Raw genomic sequence first — 19,165 nt, forward strand, 5'->3', positions numbered from 1 at the left:
AGGCTGGGATAACATCAAAAACAAAATGGTTCAAAATTGTCTTTATCAAAAATCAAGAAAAGGCCCGGTCATTTCTCAAGATGCCACTACCCGCTATTTGGAATTTTTGGAAAACCATCCAACACTTACTAACCGTGTTGCTCTTTCTCATATAGCTTCATACTTAGGCGTTACACAACAATCATTGAGCAGAATAAGAAAAAATATCAAATGATTTTGCTTTTTACCAAATGGTAAATGACTTCATTCTTTCTAGTGAAATATTTGCACTAAAAATTTTAAAAAAATGAAGACAGCATTTATCACAGGTGCCAACAAAGGCATTGGATTTGAAACCGCCAGACAACTATTGCAAAAAGGATTTTATGTTTATCTCGGAAGCCGAAATTCAGAGAATGGTACAAAAGCCGTTCAACAATTAAAAGCCGAAAACCTGACAAATGTTGAAGTCATTGAAATTGACGTAACCGATAATAATTCAGTAAAAAAAGCCCGAATTGAAATTGGCAGAAAAACAAACTGTTTAGACGTTTTGATTAACAATGCAGGCATCAATGGTGGTGCACCCTATACCGCACTGGAAGCAGGCACAGAACAATTTTTAGCTGCATTTAACACCAATGTATTTGGCGTGGCAAGTGTTACACAGGCTTTTATTGATTTGTTACGCAAATCACCTGAGCCAAGAATTGTGAATGTAAGTACAAGCGTAGGTTCACTTACTCTTCAAAGCGATCCTGATTGGATGGGTTATAACTTTGCAAAATATGCGGTTTATGGTTCATCAAAAGCAGCTTTGAATATGTTTACCGTTCATTTGGCTTACGAACTACGGGACACCCCGTTCAAAATAAACGCAGTTTGTCCGGGTTATACAAAAACTGATTTTACAGGCTTTAACGGTGGTGAAGTTGAAGAAGCAGGAAAACGAATTGTAAAATATGCCTTGTTAGACAAAGATGGTGTAACAGGTAAATTTATAAGTGAAGAAACTAACCCGACAACAGGAGAGATTCCCTGGTAACAAAAACATTTTCTTCCCGGCAAGGTCTCCCGCAGAGTATGTTTTGTAGTACAGGTAACAACGAAATTATCTAAACGCAATCTCTATTGCGGGAGACATTGCTATGAAGAAAGAATAAAAGCGAAATCAGCTTTTTGTTGGTTTGATTACAGGATTTTCTTCTTTGTGAAAACGTGCGATGAGCATAGGTGTAAGTATGCATACAATTCCAACGATTTGCAATAGTGTGCTTCCTGGAAAGAAATTCATAGCGATTAAAAACAGCCCGCAAGTTGTTATTACAATTTTTGTGAGTTTGTGATTCCAATAAAACCCCATCACGGTATAAGCGATCCCAATGATACTAAACATGACGATGTTTAAAAGTTGATTCGTTGCGTCGCTGAAATTCAGCAACCAGTTTAAAATCTTTCCAGCCAATACAAGTAGTATCGAAATTTTAAAGACGGTAAGAAGTACGTTTTTCATTGTTATTCTTTTATAGTAAATAGTTTCGCAACTGCTCAAATTTAAATATTAAGCAGCTAAAACAAAATAGCTCTTATCGTTGTTCGATAAGTATCAGGATTTTTTCTGTTGCCCTCTGTGGCGCACTTGCGCCAGAAAGGGGACTTATTAAACTGAATTTTAATGACCTGTTCTTTTCTTCAAAAACAGGAACAGGGTTGTGATAGGGTTCGTGAAGAAAGAACCAAGCCATTGTTTGAAAATTATGTAAACGAGCTTAAAGTCTAAGACCTCTTCACCAACTCCGATACTCCCCTTCGCAGAAACGTCTCCTGCATGGGACGTTTCGTCATAAAGGATTGAACTGGTATTACGCCACGTCCTTTTCAGAAGACATGGCTATGAAAGAATGACACTATTCATAATACCCTTCAATCAATCCAAACTGACGTTCCGGTGCTTTGTTTTCTATTTCATGAAAAGCTATTGGCGTAAGTCCGGTAAAATCTTTATACTCTTTGGCGAGGTGCTGATAATCGTGGTAATTACATTCAACCGCAATACGAAGCCAGTCGAATTCCTGTCGTGCATTACGAAGACGAAATGCTTTATCGAAACGGATAATGCGTTCAAACAGTTTCGGATTTACACCGGTACGTTCTTTAAACTTTCGCTCCAGTTGTTTGCTGCTTAAACAGGCCTGCGCTGCAAGTTGCTCAAGCCTTGGTTTTTTTCCGTGTAATAATTGCAGAAATACATCATCAATAAGCAGACGTTGTTTTTTATGTGTGCGGATAAGTGAACGGATAAAATCAGTAACTGTTTCCAGCATGTTTGCATAGTCTGTTGCTGCAGCCAGTTGTTCATTTACAAAACGTATCTGCGATGAGAAATAAATTTCAGCATCTATATAACGGTTGCATAATTCATTTGCAGGAACTCCTGTTAAACGATACAAAGCACCCGGCTGAAAAACAACCTGCACAACTAAAAAGTTCCGGCCAATCATGCGATTGGTTACCTGCGAAAACTGTCCGTACAGAACAACAGGAAGATGTTTTACCTGCAGGCCGCTGCTCGGGTATTCAACTACTTCTGTATCGAAGGGGTAGAAGGCAAGACATTGCTCCGGTCTCGGAGGATATGCTTTAAACGGCAACGGTTGTTCTTTTTCAAATTGAAAATGAACGATCCGGAACAGTTGCACAAATTCCCGTACATCAGGTGCAGGTATAAAATCTTTTAGTAACAAATGAGTGTTGTTTTCCGGTTTAAGATACAACGCATTTATCAGAGTGTAAGCGGCGGACCAACAACTTTCATATCGTGTGCAGCATGGATCCGGTCCATTTCATCAGGTGATGGACGTTCTTTTAAGCTGTTCATCAAAACGAAAAACTCTTCCATTTTACCGGCAGGCTGCAGAAAATAGATCATGCGTCCTTTATCGGTTAACTGTATCCACGTATGTGGTATACCACGGGGAAGAAAGATGGTTTGTCCTGCTTTGAGTACATGTGTTTCTTTCCCCACTACAAAACGGTATTCTCCTTCCACCACAGTAAAAATTTCATCCTGTTTAAAATGGACATGTAACGTAGGGCCCACTTTTCCAAACCCGGTATAATCGAACACCGAGAGTTGCCCGTCTGTATCCTTCGATGAAATTTTGAGATCGTTGGGATGAACGCCGAGGAATTTAACGGTATCACCAAAGCGTGATTTGCCGGCATCAACAATAAACGGTTCTTTGGTAGAAGTAGTGCCTGCGGTTAGTTCGTTAGCAACGGCCATGGCAGGTAATGCAAGAAGTGTTTTGGTCAAAAAATCTTTTCGTAGCATGGTGATTGTTTTTAAACCCTAAAAATCAATCAACCGCCCAACAGATTAGTGGTAGGAAATAGACATTTTTTCGGCGAAGGAACAAGGTACAAGGTGCAAGGACAAGGCACAAGGAAGAAGGGGTGGAATCAATCAGCATTCAGTGCCCCGGTTTAGTCTTCACGAACCTTGGCAACGAGGTCTGTTTTAAATTCCGGTTTTTGTTTTTATCTTAAGTGCCCAAACTATCACAAGCACCTCATGTTTACATTACCCAACCGATCTGCATTGTTGCTTACCCTGCTTTTTGTGCTGTTACTCCAAGGATCTTCCTGCCGCAAAGCACCAGGCTCAACAAACAATAATCCACAAACACCTGCCACTACGCCTGATTTTACAACCACCATTCAATCGTCAGTATCGGGTTATGTAAAAGGTGAAGGGGGAGCTACCGGTCGTCTGTCAGGTGCATTGGTGCAGTATGGCGACAAGACAACGACTACTGATGAATATGGTTATTTTGAAATTAAGGATGCACGTGTAATACAATATGCTGCTCAGCTTATTGTATCAAAACCTGATTTTGAAACGGGGTATAAAACATTTCAGTTAACCGACAGTAAAGCAGTGTTTACACGAATAAATTTAAAGAGTTCAATGGGTGGCGTGTTTTCTGCCGCTGCGGGTACTACCATCAGTTTGAACGGTTTTGATGCTCAGGTAAAAATAGCACCGAATACGCTGGTTGTAGAATCGACCAATACGCTATATACTGGTTTTGTTAAAATGATTCTGAACTATAAAAAACCAAATGACGGCGGGTTTGCTGATTATATGCCTGGTGGTTTATTGGGGATCGATTCGAGCGGAAAACTGAAACTGCTTTCTATTCACAATTTCGGAAATATTGTATTGTATGGTTTGAACGGCGAAAGGCTAAAACTCGCCGATGGAAAAACTGCTGAACTGAAATTTTATCTGTGGGGAGTTACAGGAACTTCAATGCCTTCCGGTATACATCTCTGGCATTATGATGCGGCAAAAGGTTTTTGGCAGCAAAAAGGGATGGCAAGTGTAGCAGCAACAACAGAAGTAAAAACAGATATTCGTGAACTGGGGCATTTTGCAGTTGGCACAGCCAGTGAGTATGTAAGGGTGACCGGTCGCTTTACCGGTAAAACGGGTTTGCCGTTTGGATTTGCAGGGGTTCGTTTCATTCCACAAAACGTATCATTAATTAATATCGATCCGGTATGGCACTACAGTAATGAACAGGGTTATTTCACCGGTTATGTAAGAGCAGATGCACAGCATACAGTTCGGTTATCTGCTGATTGTGAATCGCCTCTCTACTCAAAAAATTTTACTACCGGGAGAACAGATGTACCATTGGGCGAAATGGTTTTGACAGATGAACGTGTTGTAACGGTAAAGGCTGCACTAAAAGCATGCGGTGGCGGTAAAGTAACAAATGGCTATGTGTATTCTTTAAACAATGATGTGCGTTATCAGGCAAACAGTGAAGGTGTGGTTGAGTTTTGTACTGTTGCCTGCGATTATGTTTACAGGAACGGATTGCAACTGATACCGGTTGAAATACCCACGGCACAAAAAGGCAATACGGCCTATGTAAAGTTATTGCCGGGTGCTAATGATGCAGGTAATCTCAGTGTGTGTGGAACAGATGCTACCATTCGCTTCAGTTGTAAACTTGTTGATGCTGCAGGTAACCCTTTGCCTGATCTTTTTGTTCGCATTGCTCCTGTTACTGATTTGCAGAATCCGGTCAGGCTAACAAGTATAGCCGGAGGATTGGTTAGTACAGCTATTTATACCAACAGAAGCTATCAACTATCGGTATTCGGTTCTCTTCAATGCAACACACCGGTGTTTACAACAAATTTTTCAACCGTTAACAGAGATACTTCTATTGGTAATCTTACCATAACAGGTTTGGCAATGGCTACTATTACAGGAACAGTAGTGGATTGTAACAACAACCCTGTGCCGAATGGCATTGTAATTATTTATAAAGATCAAAAAGGAATGCAGGCACCTGTAAACAGTGCAGGTGCTTTTAGCTATAATATTCCTTTGTGTAATAGCAGTGGAGCGGAAACGGTGTACATAACAGCAGTGAATGCATCTACATTGTTACCCGGTACTACTATTTCCACAACTGTGCAGGCGGGCACTAAACAGCTTACTGTAAACAGTTGTTCTAACCCGCCCGGTACAATGGAGTATTTTAATTATGTGATCGATGATCAACAATACCGCAGTTATTTACCGCCACAGGATACCATTAAATTTCATTTTCTTGATAATGGAGCACGTATAGGTGTAGAGGTACAAAACAAGATCACACTTGAAAGTAATGGGTTTTCTTTTCCATCTGCAGGTATTGCTGTCGGCAGCAGTCATTCGCTGGAAGATTTTTATTTGGCTGAAATAAATGCATATCCAACAGGGCCATCACTACTACATATTACAGAATACGGACCCGTTGGCGGTTATGTTGCCGGAATTGCTGAAGGAACACTGGAAGACGTAAACCTAAAACAATACAAATTCAGAATGAGCTTCCGGGTAAAGCGGACTTATTAAACTGAATTTTAATGACCTGTTCTTGTCTTCAAAAACAGGAACAGGGTTGTGATAGGGTTCGTGAAGAACGAACCAAGCCATTGTTTGAAAATTATGTAAACGAGCTTAAAGTCTAAAACCTCTTCACCAACTCCGATACTTCTTTTGCGATCTGCCATTCTTCATTGGTAGGCACGATCAAGATTTTTACTTTGCTTGCGGCAGTTTGTATTTCAACCGGTGCATCGGGATGATTCTTTTCTACGTTTAATTGTTCATCGAGTTCAATGCCTAAATTTTCTAAATGCTTACAGGCATAGCTGCGTGTGAGTACAGAGTTTTCACCAAGCCCTGCAGTAAAGATCAATGCATCCACACCATTGAGTGCGGCCATGTAGGCACCGATATATTTGCGGATGCGATAGCCATACAGCTCAAACGTGAGTTTGGCATTACTGTCTTCGCTATTATACTTCGTTGCAACATCACGTGCATCACTGCTGCCTGCAAGACCGAGCATTCCGCTTTCTTTATTCAGCACATTTTTTATTTTTTCCAAAGGCATATTCAATTGCTCGATCATATGGAAAATGACTGATGGATCAATATCGCCGCTTCGTGTGCCCATTACCAATCCACACAGTGGACCAAAGCCAAGACTTGTATCAACACTATGTCCATTCTCATCAATGGCCGCCATGCTGCTGCCATTGCCAAGATGAATGGTAATCGCTTTCAGTTTTTCATTCTTTAAAAACTTTTTTGCCTCATTGTACACATACTTATGACTGGTGCCATGAAAACCATACACCCGTATTTTATCTTCGGTATAAAATTTTTCAGGAATGGCATAACGGAATGCATGTTCGGGAAGTGTTTGATGAAAAGCTGTATCGAACACTGCCACCTGTACCGCTTTCGGAAAGAATTTTTCTGCAGCTTCCACACCAATTAAATTGGCAGGGTTGTGTAAAGGTGCCAACGGGATCAATGCACGGATGGTGTCTTTTACTTCTTCAGTGATCACCTGTGTATCCGAAAATTTTTCCCCGCCATGTACAATGCGATGCCCGACAGCTTTAATTGCCTCAGGTGATGGAATAACTGCATCCTCTTTATCGGTCAACAGTTGTGTAATTATTTCAAACGCTACATTATGATCGGGGAGATCCTGTTCAACAACTTTTTCACCTGTTGTTCCGTTTTTGGTGAATTGATGTTTTACCCTGCTGCCTGCAATACCAATCCGTTCTGCAAGTCCTTTGGCTAAAACGGTTTTATCATCTGTTTCTATCAGCTGGTATTTCATAGATGAACTACCGGCATTGATCACTAATATCTGCATAGCTTATTTGTTCGTTGATTGAATAGCTGTAATAACAACGGTGTTGTATATATCGTCAATGGTAGCACCACGGCTTAAGTCGTTGATCGGTTTATTCAAACCCTGTAACATCGGTCCAACTGCTAATGCACCTGTTTCACGTTGCACGGCTTTGTAGGTATTGTTACCTGTATTGAGATCGGGGAAGATGAGTACATTGGCTTGTCCTGCTACTTCCGATCCCGGCATTTTACTACGGCCCACAGCAGGATCCACAGCAGCATCGTATTGAATTGGTCCTTCCACCAGAATATCAGGACGACGTTGTTTTACAATAGCTGTTGCAGAACGCACTTTCTCTACTTCTTCACCGGTGCCGGATGTGCCCGATGAATAGGAGAGCATCGCCACTCTTGCTGTTTCAATACCAAATGTTGTGGCTGAATCGGCTGATGATATAGCGATCTCTGCCAACTGTTCTGCAGTTGGATTTGGAACAATTGCACAATCGCCATACAACACAACTCTGTCGGGCAGTAACATAAAGAAAACAGATGACACGGTATTAAAACCTTTTCTTGTTTTCACAAACTGCAAAGCCGGTTTAATGGTATGTGCTGTTGTATGTGCTGCACCCGAAACCATACCATCGGCATCGCCTTTGTATACCATCATTGTTCCGTAATACGATGGATCAGTCATGAGATCTGCAGCAGCAGTAATTTCCATACCTTTTGCCTTACGCAGTTCGTACAGGGTTGTATAATAATCTTCATACTTGTTACTCGTCATCGGGTCAACGATCTTGATCCGTTCATCATCCCAATACAAACCAAGATCTTTTACTCTCGCTTTTACTTCATCTGCTTTACCAAGTAATGTGAAGAAGCCAATTTTATCTTTCGCCAAACGAGATGCCGCTTTTAAAATCCGTTCATCTTCGCTTTCGGGTAATACAATATGTGTTTGTGCTTTTTTTGCTTTCGCCAGTAAATTATGCTGGAACATGATGGGCGTGATGGCTTCCGATTTTACAGAGTTGATCTTTTCACTCAGTGCATCGGTACCAACAGACGATTCAAAAATATCGATGGCCAGCCTGATCTTGTATTCGTTACCGGCATAGATCTTTGGTTGTATGTTGGCAATGCGTGATGCCGTTTCAAACGTGCCGGTGCTTACTGCTAAAACAGGCAATGTTTGCTGCGTTCCATCCATGAGATTTACCACCGAACGTTCGGGTAGAAAACCACCGGTAAGCACGAGGCCTGCAACACGTGGGTAATTGGGCGACATGTTCGCCAGCATAGTGCCAATCACAAGATCCGATCTGTCGCCAGGCATTACCGCTACACAATCAGGTGAAATACGGTTTAGATAATTCGCCAGCTGCATACCGCCAATAATTGAATTGCGTGCAATGGCATCCAGCTTATCACTGCCAAACAACACATGTGCTTTTAATTCATCGGCAATTTCTTTCATGGTAGGATGGCCTAACTCCTCACTATTGGGAATAAGCGCTACGATCAACTCTTTCGGCAGTCTTGCTTTCAGCGCTTTTTCTGCTACTGCAACATCTTTGGTGCAGCGGCTCACAAACACGCCTATGATCTTGATGTTTTTCGCCATGAACGAATGCAGCTGTAACTGCACATGTTCTACCAGTTCATCAACAGAATCAAAATTATCTTTGATCACCAGCAGCGCCGGCATACCAAGTGATGTTGCCAGTGATGCATTAAAGTCAACTTCAAATACAGAAGTCTCTTCATTAAAATCGCTCCCTTCCACCAACACAAAATCAAACCGTTCTTCCAGCTTCTTGTATTTTTCAATGATCTCATCATACACATAATTAATGCGGCCCTGGTTACGGAGCTCGTTCAATTCACTTCTTGAAAAAGCATAGGCTTCTTCATATTCCATGGGAATTTTAAAGTGGGAAAGAACGGCATCAATGTGATTATCCTTTGCTTCTTTGTCTTCAACCACAGGTTTAAAAAAAGCAACCCGTGGGGTGGTGCGCTGCAACATTTGCATAAGCCCCAGGCTGATGATGGATTTCCCGCTTTGGTTAGATGGTGTGATGATGTAAACCGACCGATTCATAAAGTAAAAATTAGTTGAATACAGGAACTAAACAGCCTTTTACCGGCAGTTTTATTTTGTTTGGCAAATTTATTGCCGCACGGCGGGCGATAAAATGGGATAGACCCTTTAGAAAACTGATTATTATCATGCTTCATCCGGCTGCAAAACATTAAGCAGACTTTTTGTTTCGGGTGAACAGGAATAACCGAGCGACAGATCGGCCGGTTTCGGGCTTTTTTAAAACGTTTTATTAGTGCTGAACCGTTCCAAACAAATCACCCTTATTCCACATGGGACGTTCAGTTGTTTGCGCAATGGAATAACTGATGAGAAAATTCAACTGCACATAGGTTTTCGCTGCTGTAAAATTGAAGATGCCATCTAATCCATCCGCACTTTGATGATAGTATTTCGCACGCCATTGTTTGATAAATGCATCCAGGTCAAAACCGGGGATATTTGTTTTATTGCCATACTTGATATGCAGGGCAGGAATTCCATTCATCACGAAACTGTATTGATCACTACGCACAAAACGGTTTTGTTCGGGCTCCGGATCTTTTTCTACATCCAGTTTTAAATACGAAGCTGCAAATTTTACATTGTTCATGATGCTCGAATGTTCAGCACCCAATGGAACAACGGAAAGCAACGGAGCGATCACGGTCGGCATATCCGTATTTACATCAGCAACGATCGATGCTTTTGGTACAGTAGGGTTTGCAGCAAAATAAGACGAGCCAACCAATCCCATTTCTTCAGCAGTAACCATTACGATCAATATTGAACGCTTTGGTTTTGCGCCCGATGTTTTATAGATACGTGCAATCTCAAGTAATGAAGCAACTCCTGATGCATTATCATGTGCACCATTATAAATCGAATCACCATTTACTGCACGACCAATACCCACATGATCGAGATGGGCAGAATGCACCACGTATTCATTCTTCAAAACTTTATCGCTGCCGGGAATTAAGCCCACCACATTATAACTTTCAAAATCGGTATGTGTTGTGCTGTACGATGCAGCTATACTGTACGGCAATGCAAAGGAAGATGCTTTGCCCTTTTTAATATCAGCCAACACCTGCTCCATGTTTTTGCCGGAGTGCATAAACAAACGACTGAGCAATGCTTTGCCGCCGCTGAGTGCAATATTCAGATTGCCGGTAAAACCACGGCCATAGGCTTCTGTTTTTGCAGGGTTCACTGCAACATTTGATTGGATGACTGCAGCGGCATTGCCAGATGGCCTTACTGCTAAGTTGATCAATACAGCTCCAACTGCACCTTTTGCAAAAGCTGTGTTCATTTTATTGCCTGCATTGGAGAAATGCGCTGTTAGTGTTGAAATCAATCCATCAGGCGCACCTGCAACCAGTACCACAATTTTCCCTTTTACATCAATACCTGCGTAATCAGAATACTGTCCGGGAATTTCTACACCATAACCTGCAAAAACTAATTCGCCTTCTCCTTTGGCATTCGTAAACATCGGGTGTGGTGCTGCGGTATAATCAACTGCAAACTGTAAGGAATCGATATTGCCTTGTTTGTCTTTCAATACTGCCACTGCCGATTTATTATTCAACACCGAACGACGCAATACTAACTTCTGCGTATAACCGCCGTTGTCGCCGCCGGGTGCAACACCCATTTTTTTATATTGCTCTACCACATAATCGACAGCCATCTGGTAACCTTCAGTGCCGGGTAAACGTCCTTTCAGTTTGTCATCGGCGAGGTAGGCAATATGCGAACGGATCGTATTGGTATCGATCCTGTTCATCGCCTGTTGAATCTTTTTGGAGATGTTTACCTGTTGTGCAGAACCATGCAAGGTTGCAATACTCAGCAATAGAAATACATACTTTTTCATGCAGACAAGATAGTGAAATTTAGTTTCGGGTCTTTTCACAGATGCAGAAGTTTTGTGTAACTTTCACTCAAGTCAATTAATTGCAAACAAAGTTTTACATACCGCATCCGTTGTTGCAGGAGTTTGTGCAGTGCATTATGCTGGTGCATGCAGAAATTGATCCTTCTGCCGGGCCGGTGTTATGTCCCTATCCGCCCACGCCACAAAATTCATTGTTCTTTTATATCAATGATCAGATCAAAGTACAACAGGAGGGAAGCGATCACTTTATTTTACAGCCACGCAGTGTCATTGTAGGTCCGCAACTCAACCGTGTTACCATTGATATCAACAAAGATCATAAGGCGGTGAGGGTTGGTTTTCATCCCGGCGGGTTGCATCGTTTGCTTGGTTTATCCATGGCCGAAATGATCGATGGCAGTTACGATGCAGCAGATGTATTTGGAAAAGAGATGAATGAGCTGAATGAAAAAATGCAGGAAGCAAACAATTTTGATGCGATTAAAGATGTGGTGGAAGCATTCCTGTTGAAAAAAGCAAAACGTTTAAAAGAGATCTTACCCTTTGACAAAGCAATGCTGGAACTGTTACGTGTTGAGGGCAATGTATCGATTGAAAACATTGCATCGATGGCTTGCTTAAGTTTGCGCCAGTTTGAACGGGTGAGTAAAGAACGTATTGGTTTGCCGCCGAAATTATTTTCCAGGATCGTTCGTTTTTCCAAAGCATACAGGCTGCGGGAAAATTTTCCTGACTGGAGCTGGACAAAGATCGCTTATGAATGTAATTATTTTGATCAGATGCATCTTATCCGTGACTTCAAGCAATTTGCAGGCGTGGCACCGGGCATCATTGAAAAAGAGTTGAACGGCAACCCTGTCCGTTTACAGGCCGATCTCCGTTTATAATGTCGTTTTCATACTATTTACTGCCTTAACGGTTGACGAGTTTTGTATCAAAATCAGTCACCATGCAAAAAACAATTCTTCTGTCGTTCGTATTCCTTGTTTCAATCATTCATCAGGCAACTGCACAAAAATTTGAAAAGCTCACAGCGTTGGAAACAAAAACCATCAAAGCCTATTACAGTGCAGGTCATCAACAACGGGCAGCAACCATCAGCAACAGGGTTGAAAAAGCAATTGCCTTTCATAACCAGTTAGTGGGGTTTAAGCCAACGGTTACCTTATTGGTGTTATCAGCTGCCGATTGGAGCAGCTATACCAATTTTCCCGTGTACGGTATGCCGCATTACAACGATCAGCAAACACTGATCGTGGCAGCGGAAGATAATGCCATGTGGAAAGGGTTTATTCCGCCAATGGATCAGTTACCAACCGACCTGCGTACACAAATTGAGACAGTTTACCGTAACAGTAACGGCAACATCAGTATGGAAGCATTTTTTGATCTGCTGGCTTTGCACGAACTCGGTCATGCTTTTCATATACAGGGCGGGCTTACCATGCAACGAAAATGGATGGGCGAGTTATTCTGCAATATTTTACTGCATACTTATATTGCCGAAAATGAACCGGAGCAATTACCTGCACTTACACTTTTCCCACGCATGGTCATCGACGGCGGTACAAAAGAATACAAATACACAAGTTTAAAAGATGTGCATGAACGTTATGAAGAAATAGGTCAGCAGCATGCAAAAAATTATGGCTGGTACCAATGCCGCTGGCATAAATCGGCAGGCGATATTTATGATGCCGGTGGAAAGGAATTGGTGCTGAAACTATGGAATGTATTCAAACAACAAAAAGCAACACTTACGGATGAGCAATTGATTTCGTTTCTTGAAACATCAGCACATAAAAGTATTGCTGATATGATCCGTAACTGGGATAGAGATACGATTGAGTAATTGAAGTTGTTCAGGCATTTGCAGCAAAGCAACTGCATAACCTGAATCAACAATAAGAATCAAAACGCAAACTGACCTGCATCATTTTCTTCAGGGTATGTTTTGTTTTAAATTAGGATGTAAATTGATGAGGTTATGGCAATACTTCTTTTCTTTATTGCCCATTGGTTTTTGTCTTTGTTTTCGCAAACATTTTTCTACCACCGTTATGCGTCGCATGCAGCCTTTACCATGAGCAGGGGATGGGAAAAATTCTTTTATATCTTTTCTTACCTTACACAAGGATCTTCTTACATGAGCCCGAGGGCTTATGCCATTATGCACCGGATGCATCATGCATATACTGATACAGAAAAAGATCCACATTCGCCAAAATACCAGAAGAACGTGATTGAAATGATGAAGCGTACCAACACGATTTACATGGGAGTTTACAACGGTACGTTTCCGGTAGATGAAAAGTTTATGAAAAATATTCCCGACTGGCCGGGTTTTGATAAGTGGGCTTTAACATGGACATCTTCCATCGTGTGGAGTCTTATTTATATCGGTTACTACATTTTATTTGCCACTGCCTGGTGGATGTGCCTGTTAATTCCCATTCATATTTTAATGGGGCCTGTACATGGCACTATTGTTAACTGGTTTGCACACAAATATGGTTATACCAATTTTAAAGTAGGCAATACCTCTAAAAATTTATTGCCCTTTGATTTTCTGATGCTGGGTGAATCGTATCACAACAACCATCACAAGTATCCTTCCAGCGTAGATTTTGGTGGAGTGCGTTGGCATGAGGTTGACCCTGTTTATCTTATCATAAGAATTATGGACTGGCTGCACATCATCAAAATAAAAAACCTTGCATTAAAACGGGTGGAAGCTGAGTTTTAATGATGAGTGATGAGTTGCTCATCCTTGACCAATCATCTTTGCGTCTCTACGACTCCGCACTCTCTGCGTGAAACTTTCTTCCCCGATCATATCCATCCATATATCTACCTACTCATCTCTGGCAAACTTGTTTTATATTCCCGTTCCAAAACAATAAGCATGCAGAAATACTTTTTGGTTGCTCTTCTTATCACAGCAACAACTATCAACGCTCAAACAAAACCCGACACAAGTAAATCCGATCTCAACAAACAACTCTCCGCTGTGAAATGGCGCAGCATTGGGCCTTTCCGTGGAGGACGATCCAACTGTGGTACCGGCGTGCCCGGCGATATCAATACCTATTACATGGGTACAACAGGTGGTGGACTGTGGAAAACGGATGATCTTGGTTTAAACTGGAGCAATATTTCTGATGGGTATTTTAAAACAGGAAGTGTGGGTGCGGTGGCAGTTCCAGAAAGCGATGCCAATGTGGTGTATGTTGGTATGGGCGAACATGCAGTGCGTGGTGTAATGACGCATCATGGTGATGGTGTCTACAAGAGTACAGATGCAGGTAAAACATGGAAACACATGGGCCTCGAAGCCACACAGCATATTGCACGCATAGTGGTGCATCCGAAAGATCCCAACACATTATTGGTTGCCGCACAAGGCGCATTGTATAGCAAAAGCAAAGAACGTGGTATTTATAAAAGCACCGACGGAGGTGCCACCTGGAAGAATGTATTGTTTGTAAATGAAAATACAGGTTGTAATGAATTAAGCATGGACATGAATAACCCACGCATCATCTATGCATCGATGTGGGAGCATGGTCGCAAACCCTGGCAGGTGATCAGTGGTGGCGCAGGAAGTGGTTTGTATAAAAGCGTTGATGGTGGAGATACATGGCAGAAGTTAACCAATGGATTGCCGACAGAAATGGGGAAGATGTCCATTGCCGTTAGTCGTTCCAATCCGGAAAAAGTTTATGCATTGATTGAAAGCGATAGTGAAAAAGAAGCAGGTGGTTTATTCGTAAGCAACAATGCAGGTGCCAGCTGGAGCCGCATTACAGATGATCATCGGTTGATACAACGTGCATGGTATTATATTGAATTGTTTATCGATCCAAATAACGATCAAACCATTTATGTATTAAGTGCACCGGCATTGCGTTCAAGAGATGGCGGTAAAACCTGGGAGAACCTCAGCGGTACACATGGCGATTATCATGATCTCTGGATCAATCCAAAAAATTCAAACAACATGATCATCAGTAACGATGGCGGTTGTGCAGTATCGGTGAATTTTGCAAAAACATGGAGTCCGCAAAACCAAATGCCTACGGCACAGTTCTATCGTATCAATGTCGATAATCAATTCCCATATCGCATTTATGCAGGTCAGCAGGATAATACATCGGTATCGATTCCGCATCGAACTTTTGGTGGCAGCTCTATTACTGCCAGCGATTGGGAAGCATCAGCAGGTGGCGAAAGCGCCTTTCTTGCGTTTGACCCTAACGATCCCCGTTATGTATTGGGAGGAAGTTACCAGGGCACGATTGAAGTGCTCGATACAAAAGCAAAAGCAAGCACCAACATTATGCCTGCGCCCATTCAATATCTCGGTAAGGATGCAAAAGACATTAAATATCGTTACAACTGGAATGCACCCATCATCTGGAGCAAGCATGAAGCAAATACTTATTATCATGGTTCGCAATTATTATTGAAGACAACCGATATGGGTCGTACATGGAAAGAAGTATCACCCGATCTTACACGCAACGAAAAAGAAAAACAAGGCAAAGGCGGTGTGCCATATACTAATGAAGCAGTGGGAGCGGAGAACTATGGAACGTTGGCGTATGTGATAGAATCGCCGCATGAAAAAGGGGTACTCTATACCGGTAGTGATGATGGCTATGTGTACATCACAAAAGATGGTTGTGCCACATGGACAAACATTACACCCGCAGGTTTGCAGGAATGTTTGATCAATGCCATTGAAGTATCGCCACACGATAAAGCAACTGCATACATTGCAACCACACGATATAAATTTAATGATCATGCACCCGCTATTTACAAGACAACCGACTATGGTAAAACATGGACCAAGCTGGTAAACGGCATACCCAACAATGCATTTACACGTGTAGTGCGTGAAGATGATGTGCGTAAAGATCTCTTGTATGCAGGAACAGAGTTAGGTGTATTTATTTCGTTTGATGGTGGTAAACAATGGCAACCGTTTCAATTGAATTTACCGGTTACACCAATTACTGATCTGCGTGTACACAAAGGCGATCTCATTGCAGCAACATCGGGCCGCAGTTTTTGGGTACTCGATGATCTGCATGTACTACGTCAATATAAAAAAGAACAAACTGGGTTACAGTTATATCAACCCGAAGAGGCATATATCGCCAATGGTTTCAGTGCAATGAATACGGCTAGTCCAACCGGTACGGCACGTGGTGTGGGTGTTAATCCTGCTAATGGCGTAGTGCTGTATTACAACTTACCTGAGTTGAGAGCAACAGATACTGTAACAATGACCATCACTGATGCAAAAGGAAAACTCATTCGCAGCTTTAGTTCAGTAGCAGAAAACGCTCCATACTATGATGGCGCACCATCACCCAACCCCACACTCAGCAAACAAAAAGGATTGAATCGTTTTGTGTGGGATATGCGTCATGCAACCATGCCCGGCATACCAAATGTATATATCGAAAGCAGTTATGCCGGACATAAAGCGATCCCCGGTACTTACAACGTTACTATCAAAGCAGGTACACAGCAAACAACTGCTACGGCTGTTATTGCTGCCAATCCCTTGTATCCAACAACGCCTGCTGAATACAGTGCATACGATGCGTTGATGAGTACCATGGAAGCCGATGTAACGGCCATGCATAACCTTATCAATAAACTTAATGGTAAACGTTTACAGTTGAATGATCTCATTAAGAACTTAACCGATGCGAAATTTGCAGCGCTGAAAAAAGAAGCTGATTCTTTAAGTAACGACATGAAAGAATGGGATGAAGACATGGTGCAGCGTAAAAGCAAAGCCTATGATGATGTAGAAAATTTCCCCAACAAGTTTACCGCCAACTATCTCTTTCTCATTAACCAAACAGAAAGTGATATCCCCCGTGTAAACCAACCAAGCCTTGATCTGAAAAAAGAATACGATTTACAATGGGTAGCGTTGAAACAAAGAGCTGATGCATTGGCAGTGCGGTTGAATGCATTGAATAGAAAGTTGGGCGAGGCAGGAGTGGGGGCGATTTGGAAGTAGTGTTGATGAGCCTTTCGCTCTGGTTAGAGTCTTCAGGAACAGGAAAAAGTCGTGGACATTATCATGGAGACTCGGACCAAGGCTAAGCGTTTGTTATTTATTAGCAAAGTAGGCATAATCTAATTTTTAGATGGATAAAGTATTTCAATCATATCTTTATCTTGTATTTAATATTAATTATTCTATATTGAACATAAGTTTCTCAATTTTAAGAAATGGATAACGAAGTACAAATTATTTCAACGTATGATAACAATAAGGTTCAGTTGGTTTTTAACGAAACCTTTTTGTGCTTAGATACTAAATCATCTTCTATTATAGATGTAACTCTCGGGAAAAAGATATTAAATTGGAAGTTTAGAATAGTTTTCAGTGAAGAGGAAAAAGAAGTGAAGTATTCGACTTTGTGGCAGTATAATATTGATGAAGTTCATATAAAACTTACTTTATATAATTGGATTTCAGATAGTCCAATTGAATTAAAAAAGGCGCAAAGAATAAAATCAAAAGATGGGGATACTTTTTATTTTAAAATTAGGACAGAACTGAAACCTGGTCTTGATGCTAAGCCAATTCACTTATCAGTATGGAAAGCAATATAATCAATAGTACAGTTCAGGTGCCTTCTCAGACTGATTCCTCATCGACAGTTGGAGGAGAGTCGTCAGAACAACGAATATCCGAATTGTCTGCTGCATTGGACGTGGTAAAAATAAAATTTCAAAAGTATGGGGAAAAGTTAGATACACAGGCCTTTAAATGGATGATAGTATGTTTAATTCTTATTTTTGCAAGTGCTGCGTTAGGCTATTGTTTACTTCGTGAAAAATTTCAGGAAAATTGGACTTGGCAGATTGTTTATATTTCAATTATAAGAGTAACGATTATAGGTGCAATTTTTTCTTTAGCTTCTTACTGTTTCAAAATTTATCGGTCTTATATTCATCTAAAGGAGTATAATCAACATTGTGTTACAGTCATTGAGTCAATGGCAAACATAGTTGGAGCGGCAAAAGACGTAAATCAAAGAAATTTAATTTATTCAAAACTAATTGATATTATTATACATTTCGGTGATACTGGACTTTTATCAAAAGAATCCGATTTTAAATCAATAAGTAACATAAGCTTAGATATGATTCAAAAAATTGCATCTACTAAATCTTAATTACTTATAACTTTCTAGTACAAGTGTCCTTTATGTTCTTTTGTATTTGTGGTTATTCTTCAGATTTAGAAATAATGTAATTGATAAATTAATCGTGTAAATTTCTCCTATCTTTTTTCATTTTTTTAAAAATCTATGAAATTATCAATAAATCAAATTACTGAGATTCAGATTATGATCGAATACGTTCTTCATGAGCTATACGAGGCGGATTGGAGGTTAATTAAAAACAGAACTAATGAAAGAGCCATTGTTTTTACGTTCGGAAAATATTTTTATGAACTGATGAAATTATCATCTTTCAAAGGGTATGATTTAGACTGTGAATATAATAGGAATTTAGGTGGTAGTAAACGAACACAAAATTTTCCTAATGGAGTAATCCCAGATTTACTTATACATAAGCGAGAGTCTAACGTGCATAATGTTCTTGTTCTTGAGTTTAAAGGATATTGGAATACAATTAGTAGATTGGGTGATGTTGAGAAAATCAATGATTTTGTTAATCAAAATAGTGTTGACAACTATAAGTATGGGTTGGGTGCATTGATTGAAATAAATAGAGTCAATCCTAAAGTTGAATATTTTATTGATTATACACCCATATAACCCACTGGCGCATTCTATGATCATAATCAAATAAAACCGCAACAATTTTAGGCTGCAGCTTTAAATTTATTTAGATCAACAAAAGGGTTATTTCTATCTATTACTGCAAAGGCTCTGCTAACGATTTTGCATCTAATAGCATT

At 40.8% G+C, this 19,165-nt stretch carries 15 protein-coding genes and 1 pseudogene; 10 read left to right on the top strand and 6 right to left on the bottom strand.

The genetic code is table 11. The annotated features are described in order from the left end of the window. Together VK159_RS20565 and VK159_RS20570 are read left to right on the top strand one after the other, a co-directional pair. A pseudogene (locus VK159_RS20565) lies at positions 1-214 on the top strand (Crp/Fnr family transcriptional regulator); the annotation flags it as partial. 72 nt (positions 215-286) lie between these two features. Next, positions 287-1,024: an SDR family oxidoreductase gene (locus VK159_RS20570; protein WP_324232052.1), complete on the top strand. Its 738-nt coding sequence runs from the start codon at positions 287-289 to the stop codon at positions 1,022-1,024. Positions 1,025-1,150: 126 nt separating this feature from the next. Here VK159_RS20570 and VK159_RS20575 read toward each other — a convergent pair whose 3' ends face one another. From VK159_RS20575 to VK159_RS20585, 3 genes are all read right to left on the bottom strand, one after another. Further along, positions 1,151-1,492, bottom strand: coding sequence for a hypothetical protein (locus VK159_RS20575; protein ID WP_324232053.1), 342 nt, complete (start codon positions 1,490-1,492; stop codon positions 1,151-1,153). A 394-nt stretch (positions 1,493-1,886) separates the two neighbouring features. Then, entirely contained in the window at positions 1,887-2,723 is an 837-nt protein-coding gene (locus tag VK159_RS20580) for an AraC family transcriptional regulator (protein WP_324232054.1), read from the bottom strand. Between the two features lie 38 nt (positions 2,724-2,761). Then, positions 2,762-3,313, bottom strand: a complete 552-nt coding sequence (locus VK159_RS20585) for a cupin domain-containing protein (protein WP_324232055.1) — start codon at positions 3,311-3,313, stop codon at positions 2,762-2,764. A gap of 240 nt (positions 3,314-3,553) precedes the next feature. Here VK159_RS20585 and VK159_RS20590 point away from each other — a divergent pair, with 240 nt between their 5' ends. Continuing rightward, complete coding sequence (locus VK159_RS20590; RefSeq protein ID WP_324232056.1) at positions 3,554-5,899, top strand: hypothetical protein; 2,346 nt, start codon at positions 3,554-3,556, stop codon at positions 5,897-5,899. A 112-nt stretch (positions 5,900-6,011) separates the two neighbouring features. Here VK159_RS20590 and VK159_RS20595 read toward each other — a convergent pair whose 3' ends face one another. The 3 genes from VK159_RS20595 to VK159_RS20605 all read right to left on the bottom strand — a co-directional run bounded on the left by VK159_RS20595 (position 6,012) and on the right by VK159_RS20605 (position 11,178). After that, the gene (locus VK159_RS20595) at positions 6,012-7,223 is read right to left on the bottom strand and encodes an acetate kinase (protein ID WP_324232057.1); all 1,212 of its coding nucleotides are present in this window, start codon (positions 7,221-7,223) and stop codon (positions 6,012-6,014) included. Positions 7,224-7,226: 3 nt separating this feature from the next. Further along, entirely contained in the window at positions 7,227-9,314 is a 2,088-nt protein-coding gene (gene pta, locus VK159_RS20600) for a phosphate acetyltransferase (RefSeq protein ID WP_324232058.1), read from the bottom strand. A gap of 232 nt (positions 9,315-9,546) precedes the next feature. Next, positions 9,547-11,178, bottom strand: a complete 1,632-nt coding sequence (locus VK159_RS20605; RefSeq protein ID WP_324232059.1) for a M28 family peptidase — start codon at positions 11,176-11,178, stop codon at positions 9,547-9,549. Positions 11,179-11,258: 80 nt separating this feature from the next. On the opposite strand from VK159_RS20605, the gene VK159_RS20610 reads away from it, so the two are divergent. The 7 genes from VK159_RS20610 (at position 11,259) to VK159_RS20640 (ending at position 19,022) form a co-directional block, all read left to right on the top strand. Beyond that, entirely contained in the window at positions 11,259-12,086 is an 828-nt protein-coding gene (locus tag VK159_RS20610; RefSeq protein WP_324232060.1) for a helix-turn-helix domain-containing protein, read from the top strand. A 62-nt stretch (positions 12,087-12,148) separates the two neighbouring features. Beyond that, positions 12,149-13,051, top strand: coding sequence for a hypothetical protein (locus VK159_RS20615; protein WP_324232061.1), 903 nt, complete (start codon positions 12,149-12,151; stop codon positions 13,049-13,051). 135 nt (positions 13,052-13,186) lie between these two features. After that, complete coding sequence (locus VK159_RS20620) at positions 13,187-13,945, top strand: acyl-CoA desaturase (protein WP_324232062.1); 759 nt, start codon at positions 13,187-13,189, stop codon at positions 13,943-13,945. A gap of 159 nt (positions 13,946-14,104) precedes the next feature. After that, positions 14,105-17,245, top strand: coding sequence for a VPS10 domain-containing protein (locus VK159_RS20625; RefSeq protein ID WP_324232063.1), 3,141 nt, complete (start codon positions 14,105-14,107; stop codon positions 17,243-17,245). A 215-nt stretch (positions 17,246-17,460) separates the two neighbouring features. After that, entirely contained in the window at positions 17,461-17,847 is a 387-nt protein-coding gene (locus VK159_RS20630; protein ID WP_324232064.1) for a hypothetical protein, read from the top strand. Further along, positions 17,832-18,413, top strand: coding sequence for a hypothetical protein (locus VK159_RS20635; RefSeq protein ID WP_324232065.1), 582 nt, complete (start codon positions 17,832-17,834; stop codon positions 18,411-18,413). The genes VK159_RS20630 and VK159_RS20635 overlap by 16 nt, the downstream gene beginning before the upstream one ends. A gap of 135 nt (positions 18,414-18,548) precedes the next feature. After that, complete coding sequence (locus VK159_RS20640; RefSeq protein WP_324232066.1) at positions 18,549-19,022, top strand: hypothetical protein; 474 nt, start codon at positions 18,549-18,551, stop codon at positions 19,020-19,022. Positions 19,023-19,165 lie beyond the last annotated feature (143 nt).

The sequence above is a fragment of the Lacibacter sp. genome (assembly GCF_035299325.1).
Lineage (GTDB): Bacteria > Bacteroidota > Bacteroidia > Chitinophagales > Chitinophagaceae > Lacibacter.